We start from the raw sequence: 13,316 nt of genomic DNA, 5'->3' as shown, positions 1-13,316 counted from the left end.
CCCGTCTTCTGTCTCCCGCGCAGCGGGCTAGGCCCCGATTTCCCCATTGACGCCGCTCCGCCTTTCCCTACACTCGCCCGCCCAAAAAACGTATCACTTGCCTTTCGCCTGAGGTGTGAGATCCTTCGAACCCCCAAATACCAAGGGGGTATTTGAATATGGATCAGAACCCGTTCCCCGATTCCAGCCCTGTGGCTGAGACGTTGCCGCCGATGGATGCCCCCCTCATGTCGGAGGCTCCCGTTGCGCCCGTGGCAGACGTCCCCCCCACCCGTCCGGCCGGGGACCGGAAACTGTTTACCGAGCTGGGCCTCGCCCCAGACATCCTCAAGGCCATGACGGCCCTGGGCTTTGAGCAGCCTTCTCCCATTCAGGAAAAAGGCATCCCGCCCGCCCTGGAAGGCCGCGACGTCGTCGGCCAGTCCCAGACCGGCTCCGGCAAGACCATGGCCTTCGCCATCCCGGTCGTGCAGAAGATCGATCCCCGCGACCGCGGCGTGCGTGCCCTCATCATGTGCCCCACGCGTGAGCTCGCCATGCAGGTCTGTGAAGAGGTGGCCAAGCTCACCGTCCACAAGCCCGGTCTGAAGGCCCTCCCCATCTACGGCGGCGCCACCTATGACCGCCAGATCCGCGGTCTCCGCGACGGCGCGCAAATTGTCGTCGGCACCCCCGGCCGTATCCTCGACTTCCTCGAGCGCGGCATGCTCCGCCTCGACGCCCTCCAGACCCTCGTCTTCGATGAAGCCGACGAAATGCTCGACATGGGCTTCCGTGAGGACATCGACTCCCTCATGGCCCTCGTGCCGGAGAACCGCCAGACCCTCTTCTTCTCCGCCACCCTCGCCGGCCCCATCCGCCACCTGGTGGAGAGCTACACGAAGAACGCCGCGCTCATCACCATCGAGCACAAGGCCCTCACCGTGCCGACCATTGAGCAGCGCTACTATGAAGTAAACAGCCGCTCCAAGATCGAGGTGCTCTGCCGCTTGCTCGACATCGAGAACCCGCGCCTCGCCATCGTGTTCGCGAACACGAAGAAGGCCGTGGACGACATCACCGATGCCCTCATGGCCCGCAGCTATGGGGTGGACCGCCTTCACGGCGACCTCAACCAGACCATGCGTGACCGCGTCATGAAGAACTTCCGCGCCGGCAATGTGGAAGTGCTCGCCGCCACCGACGTGGCCGCCCGTGGCCTGGACGTGGATGACGTGGATCTGGTCGTCAACTTCGACCTCCCCTATGACGAAGAAGACTACGTGCACCGCATCGGCCGTACCGGTCGTGCAGGCCGCAGCGGCAAGGCGATGAGCCTCGTCAGCGGTCGCGACATCTTCCTCCTGCAGCGCATCCAGCGCTACGCCAAGGTCAACATCGCGCGCCACAAGGTGCCGACCCGTGAAGAAGTGGACGGCAAGCGTGTGGACACCCATTTCGCCAAGCTGCAAGCCACGCTGGAAGAAGGCAAGTTCACCTCCCACGAGAGCACCGTCCAGCGTCTCCTGGACGCCGGCCACAGCAGCACGGACATCGCCAGCGCCCTGCTCCACCTGCTCCTCTCCGACTCCGCCCGCGAGTCCGAGGAAATTCTCGAGGACCGTCCCAAGCCCGAGCGCAAGCCGCGCCGCGAAGACCGCCAGGACTACGAACGCTCCGGCCCGCCGCAGCAGCGCTTCGAACAGCGCGAAGGTGGCCGTGAATTCCGCCCGCCCGGCCCGCGTCCCCAATCCACCCAGGAAGGCTACACCCGCCTCTTCATCAACGTGGGTGCGATGGACGAAGTGACCCCGCGTGAGATCTCAGGTGCCATCTACCGCACCGCCAATCTCCCCCAGGGCTCCCTCGGCCGCATCGAGATCTTCTCCAAGTGCAGCTACGTGGGCGTACCCACCGAGTTTGTGCAGCAGGTGCTCAGCGGCATCGAGGGCTCGTCCCTCCGCGGTCGCAGCCTTCGCATGGACATGGCCGACCAGCAGGAAGCCCAAGGCGGCGGCGGTGGTGGCGGTTATCAAGGTGGTGGTGGTGGCGCTGCCGGCGGCGGTGGCGGATACCAGGGCGGCGGCCAGCAGGATCGCCCCCGTTTCCCCCGCCGTGAAGGCGGCCCCGAACGCCGTTCCTACGGCGGCGGCGGCACCAGCAGCGGATACAGTGGCGGCAGCCACGGCGGCGGCTTCAAGAAACGCCGTCCCTTCGGCAACCGCGAAGACTAACCTCTCGCCAGAGTAATTCCTAAAACCCCGCCAGCCCCAGGCTCGCGGGGTTTTTCGTCTTTGAATGATGAATTATAAATTAGGAATTAGGAATGACCATCGGGTCACCCCGCCACGAAGACTGCTTGCAGCCCATTCATAATTCATAATTCATAATTTTTGCTTCAGCTTCTCTTCCACCGCTTCCAGCTTCTTCTCCACAGCCTCCAGCTTCTCCAGCACCTTCTTCAAATCTCCCACTTCCTTCTCAGCATCCCGTTTCAGCAGGTTCGATGAAAGATACGCCGTGAGCGAGCCGAACAATCCGATGCCCATGATCATGAGACACGCGGCGACCAGCCGGCCTTGAGGGGTCACCGGGTAGTGGTCGCCATAGCCCACGGTGGTCATCGTCACCACCGCCCACCAGAAGGCGTCCTGCACGCTCTGGATGTTGGAGCCCTCCACGCCTTTCTCAAAGTGGAGCATCGCCATCGCGCCCACGTCCACGATGAGGAAGCAGCCAAAGAGCACGCTCAGCAGCAGGCTCTGCGCCCGGCTCTGCTGCAGCACCATCATGATCTGCCGGCCAGAGCGGATGATGCGCAGGATGCGGAACAGCCGGAAGAACCGGCCCCAGCGGAAGATGTCCAGCGAGGGGATGCTGGAAATAAAGTCGATCCACCCCCACTTCAAATAAGCCAGCCGGTTCGGCGCCGTGGCCAGGCGGTGGAAGAAGTCTCCCATGAAGATGAAGCACATCACATTGTCCGTGATGTTCAGCCCCCAGCGGATGTCGTCATCCAGATCCAGGATCATCTCCACCCCCAGAGCCACCAGGAGATAGATGGAGAGCATCGCCAGCACCAGGTCCCAGACCCGGAGCTTGCTTTCAGCAGGTTGCCAGGAGCGACTCATGAGGCTGCGGATGACTTGGTTCTGGGCCGGAGGAGGGCGGAGACGGTCATGCCCAGCCCCCCCACGACGAACAACATGGGGAACCACAAGGAGTACAACGCCGCTCGCGACCCCTGCTGGAGAATCGCCGTCTCAGGATGATCGGGATTCACATAGCAGGTGACGACATGCCCCACGGGAAACTGCTTTACCTTGGCCATGGGCTTGTCCTGCTTGTTGGAGGAGCCCTCCACGCGCTCCACCTTCGTGCCTGTGTAGGTCTTGTCGCCGACGGTGTAGCGATAGTGAATCTCTGCCCGGTAGCCCAGAGGGGAGTGCGGGCTCGGACGGTTCGTGATCAGCTGCGACATGATGACCACGGCCTCCACCGGCTGCCAGTGCCGGGTTTCCTCGGCCCGCTGGTACGCATGCCAGAGCAACCAGGTGGCAATCGCCCCCATCATCGCAAGGAACAGTCCCATGGCTGCTTTGATGGCGCGGTCTCCTCTGGTGTCGGTCATGCCTGATGGTGCGCGTGAAGCCCCTTCTGTCGAGCGACAAGATGCCGCCCTCCCCTTCTCGGAAACAAAAAAGACATGTACGCAGGCTCCACAACCGCTAGGGTGAAAACTCTCTCCCTCTGCCGCCGTCCTCTCCTCATGCCCATCTCCTCTCAGAAAGCTGTCCGCTGGATCTTGGAACCCGTTGATGCCGAGGTTCTCACCAGCCTGAGGAGCACGGCTCTGGGAACCACGTTGCCACCGCTGCTGGTGCGCCTGCTGGCCCTGCGCGGACTGGCCACGGAGGCCCAGGCCAAGGGCTTCCTCCAGCCCCGTCTGGCGGAGCTGGGCGACCCCTTCGTCCTCCCCCAAATGCGGCAGGCCGTGGACCGCATTCTCCAGGCCGTGGACCGGCAGGAGCAGGTGGTGCTCTATGGGGACTATGATGTGGACGGCGTGACCTCCCTCACCCTGATGACGCTGGTGCTGCAGGCCTACGGTTTGCAACCGCACGCCTTCCTCCCCCTGCGCATGGAGGAGGGCTACGGCCTCAGCCACGACGGCCTCGTCCGGTGCTTTGAAGAGCATGGCAAGCCCGCTCTCCTCATCGCCATGGACTGCGGCACCGTCTCCGTGGTGGAGGCCGACTGGCTCCAGCAACAGGGCGTGGACTGCATCATCGTGGATCACCACGAGCCTGCCGACCGCCTGCCCACCTGTGTCGCGCTGGTGAACCCCAAGCTGGAGGTCCACACCGGGCTCACCTACTTCTGCACCGTCGGGCTCGTCTTCAAGCTCACCCACGCTCTGCTCAAGACGCGCAAGCTGGACAACTTCGACCTCAAGGAGCATCTGGACCTCGTCGCCATGGGCACCGTGGCCGACCTCGTCCCGCTCAAGGAGGAGAACCGCGCCCTCGTGCGCAAAGGCCTGGAAAAGCTCGCCACCACCCGCCGCGTCGGCCTGTGTGCGCTTAAGCAGGTCGCCGGCGTCGATGGCTTCATCCAGGCCCATCACATCGGTTATCGCCTGGGGCCGCGGCTCAATGCCGCCGGCCGTCTCGATACCGCGCAGACCGCGCTGGATCTCCTGCTCAGTGAGGACCCCCAGCTCGCCCGGGAGTGCGCCGAGCTGCTGGACGAGCACAACCGCGAACGCCAGGACGTCGAGTCCGTCGCCCAGAAGGAGGCCCAGGCCATGATGGCGGCCGATCCCAGCCTCGGCGAATCCGCCTGCATCGTGCTCGGCTCCCGCACCTGGCATCAGGGTGTGGTCGGCATCGTCGCCTCCCGTCTCATGCGCGATCACCATCGCCCCACGCTGCTCCTCGCCTTTGGTCAGGATGGCCATGGCAAGGGCAGCGGTCGCAGCGTCACCGGCATTTCTCTGGTAGCCGCGCTCGATCAGTGCCGCCACCTCCTGATCAAAGGAGGTGGCCACCCCATGGCCGTGGGTGTCTCCCTCAAGGAGGAAAACCTCGCCGACTTCCGCACCGCCATGAGCGCTGCCGTGGAGAGTCAGATCACCGCCGACGAACTCACTCCACGGCTCCATCTCTCCGCCGAGATCTCCCTTGCCGACCTCACCCCGCGTTTCCTGGAGCAGTACACACTCCTCGAACCCTTCGGCATGGGCAATCACGAGCCCATCTTCCTCTGCCGCGGCATGGAGCCCATCCTGCCCGGCCAGGTGCTCAAGGAAAAGCACTGGAAACTCACCCTCCGCCAGGGCGGCCAGTCCCGCCCCGCCATGTGGTTCAACGCCCCCCTCAACGACGTTCCCCCGCCCCCTTGGGACGTCGCCCTCAAAGTCCAGCGCCAGGTCTGGCGCGGCCAGGAATCCTGGCAGCTCATGATCAGCGAAGTCCGCGAAGCAGAGTAGGAGCCTAAAATTAGGAATGCTGAATTAGGAATTAGGAATGGAATTCTTTGAGGTGCCTGGATTTCAAGCGACGTCCACATCTCCGCTCCCCACATTCATAATTCATAATTCATAATTTCGAATTCCCAGCGCCTCTGTGGTTAAATCGATTCATACGAAAGTGACTCCTTTCAATCCTTTGCCCAGCGCTTCCAACGTTTGACCTTTACGCCCGGCGGGGATCGCCCAATTTTCCCACCATGTTCGATCTCCAAGTCAACGGATACGCCGGCACCGACTTCAACCGCGATGGCCTCACCGCAGAGGCGTTGCATCACGCGTGCGTGTGCCTGAGAGAAGACGGCGCTTCCGGCATCCTGGCCACCATCATCACGGATGACCTGCCGGCCATGGAGAGCCGGCTCTCCACCCTCGCCCGCTTACGTGAGGCCGATCCGCTCGCCCAGGAAATCATCGCCGGTTTTCACATCGAGGGCCCCTTCATCAATCCGGAGAAAGGCTATGTCGGTGCTCATCCTCCGCATGCGGTCAAGCCCGCCACGGTGGAGCACGCCAAGCGCCTGCTCGATGCGTCCCAAGGCCTCGCCAAACTCGTGACCCTCGCCCCAGAGAATGATGCTGGCTTTGCCACCACCGCCTATCTCTCCGAGAACGGCGTGTGCGTCTCCGCCGGCCACTGCAATCCCTCCCTGGAAGTCTTGCGTGAGTCCACGAACCACGGCCTCAAGATGTTCACGCATGTCGGCAACGGCTGCCCCATGCTCATGCACCGGCATGACAACATCGTGCAACGGGCCCTCAGTCTCCGCGACCGCCTCTGGCTCTGCTTCATCCCCGATGGTGTGCACATCGAGTTCTTCGCCCTCCAGAACCACCTCCGTGCCGCCGGCGTGGAGCACAGCATCTTTGTCACCGACGCAATCTCCGCCTCCCGCCTCGGCCCCGGCAAGTTCACCCTCGCCGGTTGGGACATCGTCATCGGCGAAGACCTCGTCGCCCGCTCCCCCGATGGCTCCCACTTCGTCGGCTCCACCGTCACCTGGCCCCGCATCCAGGAGAACAATGCAAAGCACCTCGGCCTGAGCCAGGAAGACTTGCATACCCTCTCCGTGGCGAATCCGCGGAAAGCGCTGGGGCTTTGAGGCAGGCGGGAAATCAGTTAAACCACAGAGGCACAGAGAACACAGAGGAATGCTTTTTAGACAGAATTAACGGAATTAACAAAATTCAGGTTTTAGCTTCGAACAGACCTGCGCTGACACCGTCATCTGGAAGCTAAACCTAATTCCGTAAATTCTGTTAATTCTGTCTAAACCTCAGCTTCAGTCTCTGTGTTCTCTGTGCCTCTGTGGTTTAACCCAATACCCGTTGCACCCCGCCAAGTGATACTCTAGTATCACTTTCATGAGAACCGAGCTCGTCACGACGCTCAAGCGCAAGGCAACCGATCTCATCAGCGAGGTGACCGCTGATCATCAGCCCGTGCTCATCACCCAACACGGGCTGCCCGCCGCCTATCTGGTGGATGTGGCCACGTTTGACGCCATGGAGGCCCGACTTCAGCTTCTGGAAGGCATCGCCAAAGGAGAGAAAGCCATTCAGGAAGGCCGCACGGTCAGCCATAAGGAAGCAAAGAACCGGCTCTCCCGATGGCTCGAATAGTCTGGGCCGAACCCGCCCTTCAGGATCTGGAGCAGATCGCCGACTACATCGCGCTGGACCACCCGCCCGCCGCGAAGAAGCTGGTCAAACGCGTCTTCAAAGAGGTCGAAATGCTCCGCACCTTTCCCGAGATGGGCGCGGTCCCTCATGACTTGCCCGATTCACGTTACCGGCATCTGGTCATCAACCCGCTTCGCGTGTTTTACCGAGTTTCCGGGAACACCGTTTTCATTGTCTACGTCATGCGGTCCGAGCGTCTCCTTCAATTGGGTGATCTGGAATCGAGAGACAAGTAGCAGTCCCACGTCGATCAACAGCCTCTCCACCAACCCATTCCCAAAAGCAGGGTTTGAGTTCAGTAAAAGGAGTGAGGGACATTCTTGTCCCGGTCCGCCCCAAGCGTACCCCGAGACCGCCTTGTTCGCCCTCTCCAAAACCACCCATGGCGAACCCTTCGGGTTCATGAACCAACACCAAAAACTCAACCACAGCACGTAAACACCGCGCCCACCTTCAACCACCCCAAAACCGAATCCCAATTCCGTAAATTCTGTTAATTCTGTCTAAACCTCAGTTTCAGTCTCTGTGCTCTCTGTGCCTCTGTGGTTTAACCGTCCTACCGATTTACCGTCTCACTGAATTACTGTTTTACCGACATCACTTCCCTCAACCTCCCCTCCCCTTCTTTCCCCGTCAGCACCTTCGCCCGGTGCCCGCTCTTGCCCAGATCCTCCTCGGCATACAACACAAACTCAAAATGCCGCCCGCCGGTTTTGAAATGGTAGTTCACCACATCGTCCGCACTCAGCGTGGGATGCCCGCCACGCTTCGTCAGCGCGAACCGAATGCCCTGCTTCCCGTTCAGCCCGCGATAGATCACCTCCGTGCACACCTGCCGCGAAGCATCGGCGAAGTCGAAGAGGAAGTCATACGCATCGCCCTGATACGCGAACACCTCGGTCACAAACGCCGCGCGGTCCGCCTCTGACAAGCGCGGACGCAGCACCGCCAGACGGTTCACATTGGTGTCCATGATGTGGCCCAGGTTATTGAAAATAACCCCCTCCGCCACGGCCTCGATCACATCCGCCTTCTGACCGTTCACCGTCTCCCGCTGCTGGATGCGCTCACTCACCGCCGCCTTCTCCGGCCCGGCCAGTCCGGGCAACCGGGCCACTTCCACACCCGCTGCCGCCCGCTGTTCCGGAGTGCCCACAAATGTGATGCCGTGCTTGAACGCTCCGGGGATGAACACATCACTCATGTACCCCGCCGTGTAGGTCAGGATCACATCACCCGGCTGCAGCAGCGACTCCACCTCGGCATGTTGGGCCTTGCTGAACTGGATCACCTTCACGCGCGGGTTCTTCATGCGACTCACCACCTTGAACAGAAGCGATCGCGCCGAGTAGGCCAGATCTCCGCCTTCCGCCCCCAGTTCACGGGCCACCTTGGCCGCCTCTGTGTGCGACATGCGGTTCTCCACCGACACCTTCAATCCCGGCCGCAACCCCTGCGCACGACGCACCGCCGCCACGGCCCGCGCCTGATCTTGCGGTGCCTGCGACAGCAAACGCTCATACCCCGGACTGCTCAGTAATGACGCACCCGTCCCCTGCTTTGCGGCCTGCGCTTCCTTTTCAAACAGCACCTGCGATGCCTCCAACCGCCGCTCCAGATCCGTCGCGGTCACATTCAGCTGCAACGTCTCGAAACTGCCCGCGGGCAGGTGCGATTCAAACTGTGCCTCATTCAGCTTGGCCGCTGCCACCTTGTCCCCGGCGAACAGGGCCACCAGCTCCGCGCTGTGCCGTACCAGCACCCACTGGGCATCCACCGTGAGCAGATGCGCCGCCCTCGCCTCGTCAGCCGACGCACTCGCTGGCAGTGATCGCTTCCCTCCCAGTGTGGCGACCAACTCGCACAATACCTCCCGCGCCGTCATATACTTGAAGAGGAGCGTCTCCATGCGGTCACTCTCCCCCGCATCCAGATACCCCCGAGCCCTCCACGCACCGCCGGAGCGCGCCGATAGTTTCCTGAACTCCGCCAGGATCTCGTCCATCTGCAGGGAGACCGACTCCAGTCGCTCCGGCCCCCGCCGCAGGTCATCCATCACCTGACTGGCTGGGATCGGTTCGCGCCGTTCCCCACCCTTCTGCTGGAACCCTGCGCAACTGGAGGAACCCAAGGCCAGCAAAGCCAGCAGCAACAACCGGGAGCAGATCGAATTGACGTTCCTCATAGACGACAAAAAGGGGGCTGATTTTCGGAGAGTATGAGACCATGCCAGCATGGAGGCAATCCTCGTTTGCCGACGCCTCAACCAAAATCTCGAGGACCGCGCGCTTCCAGCGTGCCGGCTTCTGCATCTTGCAGAAGCCATCAGTCAAACGTCCCTCCAACCTCACCAGCCCCTCGACTCTCCCCCAAACCCACCGCCCCCAACACCTGGCGACGAAGTCGCTTTGGGACTGCGGTGAGCATCACCGCTTTGGCTACACCTGGTGAGGTTCGAGCCCCTCACCCCTCCCAACGAAGCCCACTGCCCCCATGCATCCTTCGTGCCTTCGTGCGAGACCATCCCTCCCTTTCCACTCACCAACCGCCAATCCACGCTACCGCCACTCCCCACCCCAGCGCAGCGTCTCAACCAGGCGAAGCCGTCTCAACCAGCAGCCGCCCCGGCGGCCGCGTCTCAACCAGCGCAGCGTCTCAACCTCCACCTGCCAAGCAAGGATCCAGCATCCCATCGCGTAATGATCATCCGCAACGGTTGATCAGAATCTCATGCTGCCCCTGCGATGAAACTTCTCCGCATCAGCCCCTGCTTGCTGCTTCTCCTGGGCAGTGTATCTGCGGACCAGATTCACGCTGCGGACGCCGACGCCTCAACCAAGGACAATGCCGCGGGGCTGGCTCTCTTTGAGACGAAGATCCGGCCCATGCTCATCGAGCACTGCTACGAATGCCACTCGGCCGAGTCTGGCCAGACCAAGGGCGGACTGCTGTTGGATTCAAGGCAGGGGCTGCTCAGCGGCGGGGACAGTGGCCCGGCCATCGTCCCTGGCGCTCCATCCGCGAGCCTACTGCTGACCGCCATCTCCCACACAGATCCGCATCTGAAGATGCCGAAGAAGAAGGCACAACTGCCTCCCTCCGTGATCGCGGACGTGGGGACCTGGGTCAGCGTGGGTGCCCCTGACCCTCGCGAAGGCAAGACGACGAAGATCACGGTGAAGTCCCCCGCCAAGGTCGGACCGGAGCCGCAGTACTGGTCTTACCGTAAGCCGGTGCATCAAGTTCCGCCGCAGGTGAAGCACCCTACGGCAGCCCTGGGCAATCTGGACCGTTTCATCCTGGCGAAGCTGGATGCCGCCGGCCTGTCCCCCTCCCCGCCTGCGGGCAAGGTGGCGCTCATCCGGCGGGCCACGTTTGATCTCACCGGTCTGCCCCCCTCCTCCGCCGAGGTGGAGGCTTTCTTGGGAGATGACTCCCCGGAGGCCTACGCCCGTGTCATAGAGAGACTGCTGGCCAGTCCCCACTATGGAGAGCACTGGGCCCGGCACTGGCTGGATGTGGCACGCTATTCCGACACCAAGGGTTATGTCTATGCCCGTGAGGAAAAACGCTTCGTCCATGCCGCTCCCTACCGGGATTGGGTGGTGAAGGCGCTCAACGAGGACATGGGCTACGACCGCTTCCTCCTTCGGCAGATTGCTGCAGACCAAGTGGAGCCCGCGGGTTCACCGCATCTGGCCGCCATGGGTTTTCTCACGTTGGGACGCCGCTTCCTCGGAGTCACTCATGACATCATCGACGACCGCATCGACGTGCTGATGCGCGGCACGCTGGGGCTCACCGTGGGCTGCGCCCGGTGTCATGATCACAAGTTTGACCCCATCCCCACGCGGGATTACTACGCGCTCTACGGGGTTTTCCAGAGCTGCACCGAGAAGCTCGTGCCCAGTGCGCCCCCCTCCAGAGATGAGGCCTTCGCCGCGAAGCTCCACGCTCTGGAAACCAAGCTTCAGACGACCCTCCGCCTGCGCCGGGATGAACAGGCTGCTCGCGTGCGGGCCACCCTCTCGCAGCACCTGACCGCACAACTGGAGCTGGAGAAATATCCCGAGGAGGCCTTTGGACAGCTCCTCGATGCGCAGGACCTCAATCCGGTGGTGGTCCGACGCTGGCAACGCCATCTGGAAAAGGCGCGGGTGAGCCATGACCCGATTTTCACCGCCTGGCATGCCTTTGCCAAACTCCCTCCAGCGGACTTCCCCCAACAGGCCGCTGCCGTTTCCGCCGAGCTGGCTCACCGCAAAGACGAAGGGCATCCGCTGGTGACCGCGCTCTTCACAAAACCGCCTGCGAGCATGGTCGAGGTGGCGGAGCGTTACGGCACCCTGTTTGCCGATCTCGAGAAGCAATGGCAAGCCCACTTGAAAGTCCAGCCCGGGGCCAATGCCCTCCCCGATCCCTCTGCGGAAGCACTCCGTCAGGTGCTCTATGGGCCGGACTCGCCCTGCTTGGTGCCGGATGAAGCGATTGCGAACATTGAGATGTTCTTCCCCAACAATGTCGTCGTGGAGCTCTGGCGGCTTCAGGGCGAGGTAGACCGGGTCCTCATGGAGCCCTCCCACGCTCCCGCACATGCCGTCATCCTTGAGGACCGCGCCCAGCCGGTCACCGCGCGCATCTTCAAGCGCGGCAACCCGCTGACGAAGGGCGACGAAGCCCCCCGCCAGTTCCTCCAGGCGCTTTCGGGTGACACACCCCGCCTTTTCACCCGTGGCAGCGGCCGGTTGGAACTTGCCCAAGCCATCATCGATCCCGCCAATCCACTCACTGCCCGCGTCATGGTGAACCGCGTGTGGATGCACCACTTTGGCCAGGGCCTGGTGACCACCCCCAGCGACTTCGGCGTGCGGGCGGAACCGCCCAGTCATCCGGAACTGCTCGACTGGCTCGCCCTGCGCTTCATGGACCGGGGCTGGAGCATTAAGGAGCTGCACCGGCTCATCATGCTCTCGTCCACCTATCAACAAAGCTCGCAAGGACCGGAGCATCCCGCAGCGCTCCGGGTGGCGCAGGAGCGTGATGCCGACAACCGGCTCCTCTGGCGCATGAACGTGCATCGCCTGAGCTTTGAAGAGGCCCGCGATGCGTGGCTCACCGCCGCAGGTCAGTTGGATGCGAGCGTCGGCGGACGGCCCCAGGAGCTGTTCGCCGAGTCCAACACCCGGCGCACCCTCTATGCCACCGTCGATCGCGAGGACCTTGCTCCGGTCTTGCGCACCTTTGATTTTGCCAACCCCGACCTCTCCATTCCCCGGCGTACGGAGACCACGGTGCCCCAGCAGGCCTTGTTCGCCATGAATCATCCCTTCCTTGCCGCGCAGGCCCGCGCTCTGGCCAGCCGGAAGGAAGTCCAGGCCTGCCGCACCGATGCAGAACGGATTGCCCTGATCTATGCGCTGCTCTATCAGCGAACCCCTGAGTTCGAGGAGCTACAGGTGGCTCTGGACTACGTGCGTGATGCCGCAGCGCCAGAGCGTCTCGCCATCCGCGAAACGGCCAAAGCCTGGCAATATGGCTACGGCGGATGGGATGAAGAAGCGGGGCGTATGAAAAACTTCACGGCCCTGCCCCGGCTCAAAGACCGCGCCTGGCAGGGCGGAAGCCGCTGGCCGGATGTCACGCTGGGGTGGGCGCAGCTCACGCCCGAGGGCGGTCATCCTGGCAATGACAAGGAGCACGCCGTGGTGCGTCGCTGGACGGCGCCTGCCGATGGCGACTACATCGTGGAATCCCTCCTGAAACACGAGCCGGCGGCCGGTGATGGGATCCGCGCCTTCGTCAGCCAGGGCTCCCGGGGTCAGTTGCGCGCCGTCACCCTGCATCAGTCGGAATCGGTCATGAACCTCGACGGACTCTCCCTCAAGGCAGGCGACACGCTCGACTTCGTGGTGGACATCGGCAACGGACTGAACAGCGACCAGTTCCTCTGGTCACCCCGCATCCGTTCCGCCGGGAGTGCAGGGTCCGGGGGCGATGTGGACGCCCAGGTGTGGGATGCGGAAGCTGATTTCCCTGAACCCACTGACGGAGCTCTCGATCCCTGGGCCCAGCTCGTGCAGATCCTGATGCTGGCGAATGAATTCATGTTTGTGGACTGAATGGC

The 13,316-nt window shown here is 62.6% G+C and carries 9 protein-coding genes; 6 read left to right on the top strand and 3 right to left on the bottom strand.

Annotation, left to right across the window (positions count from 1 at the left end; all coding sequences use genetic code 11):
* The first annotated feature begins 191 nt into the window (after nt 1-191).
* Entirely contained in the window at nt 192-2,213 is a 2,022-nt protein-coding gene (locus BV106_RS10790; RefSeq protein WP_265595539.1) for a DEAD/DEAH box helicase, read from the top strand.
* Between the two features lie 150 nt (nt 2,214-2,363).
* Here the strand turns inward: BV106_RS10790 and BV106_RS10785 are convergent, their stop codons facing one another.
* Nucleotides 2,364-3,110 carry an ion transporter gene (locus BV106_RS10785; RefSeq protein WP_038164337.1) on the bottom strand — a complete coding sequence of 249 codons (747 nt, stop codon included), beginning with the start codon at nt 3,108-3,110 and terminating at the stop codon, nt 2,364-2,366.
* Complete coding sequence (locus BV106_RS10780; RefSeq protein ID WP_038164336.1) at nt 3,107-3,610, bottom strand: DUF3592 domain-containing protein; 504 nt, start codon at nt 3,608-3,610, stop codon at nt 3,107-3,109. The genes BV106_RS10785 and BV106_RS10780 overlap by 4 nt, the downstream gene beginning before the upstream one ends.
* Nucleotides 3,611-3,748: 138 nt before the next feature.
* On the opposite strand from BV106_RS10780, the gene recJ reads away from it, so the two are divergent.
* From recJ to BV106_RS10760, 4 genes are all read left to right on the top strand, one after another.
* On the top strand, nt 3,749-5,470 hold the full coding sequence (gene recJ / locus BV106_RS10775) for a single-stranded-DNA-specific exonuclease RecJ (protein ID WP_038164334.1): 1,722 nt from the start codon (nt 3,749-3,751) through the stop codon (nt 5,468-5,470).
* A 239-nt stretch (nt 5,471-5,709) separates the two neighbouring features.
* The gene (locus tag BV106_RS10770; RefSeq protein WP_038164332.1) at nt 5,710-6,612 is read left to right on the top strand and encodes an N-acetylglucosamine-6-phosphate deacetylase; all 903 of its coding nucleotides are present in this window, start codon (nt 5,710-5,712) and stop codon (nt 6,610-6,612) included.
* Between the two features lie 262 nt (nt 6,613-6,874).
* Nucleotides 6,875-7,132 carry a type II toxin-antitoxin system Phd/YefM family antitoxin gene (locus tag BV106_RS10765; protein WP_038164330.1) on the top strand — a complete coding sequence of 86 codons (258 nt, stop codon included), beginning with the start codon at nt 6,875-6,877 and terminating at the stop codon, nt 7,130-7,132.
* A complete protein-coding gene (locus tag BV106_RS10760; RefSeq protein WP_038164329.1) occupies nt 7,120-7,428 on the top strand; it encodes a type II toxin-antitoxin system RelE/ParE family toxin in 309 nt (102 codons plus the stop codon). Before BV106_RS10765 ends, BV106_RS10760 begins: the two co-directional genes overlap by 13 nt.
* A 344-nt stretch (nt 7,429-7,772) precedes the next feature.
* Here the strand turns inward: BV106_RS10760 and BV106_RS10755 are convergent, their stop codons facing one another.
* Nucleotides 7,773-9,377, bottom strand: a complete 1,605-nt coding sequence (locus BV106_RS10755) for a YiiX/YebB-like N1pC/P60 family cysteine hydrolase (protein ID WP_038164327.1) — start codon at nt 9,375-9,377, stop codon at nt 7,773-7,775.
* A gap of 559 nt (nt 9,378-9,936) precedes the next feature.
* On the opposite strand from BV106_RS10755, the gene BV106_RS10750 reads away from it, so the two are divergent.
* On the top strand, nt 9,937-13,311 hold the full coding sequence (locus BV106_RS10750; protein ID WP_038164325.1) for a PSD1 and planctomycete cytochrome C domain-containing protein: 3,375 nt from the start codon (nt 9,937-9,939) through the stop codon (nt 13,309-13,311).
* Nucleotides 13,312-13,316: the final 5 nt, after the last annotated feature.

Origin of the sequence: Verrucomicrobium sp. BvORR106, from assembly GCF_000739655.1 — a bacterium.
Taxonomy (GTDB): Bacteria; Verrucomicrobiota; Verrucomicrobiia; order Verrucomicrobiales; family Verrucomicrobiaceae; genus Verrucomicrobium.
The sequence above is the reverse complement of the archived record's forward strand: the minus strand, read 5'-3'. Positions and strand labels throughout refer to the sequence as shown.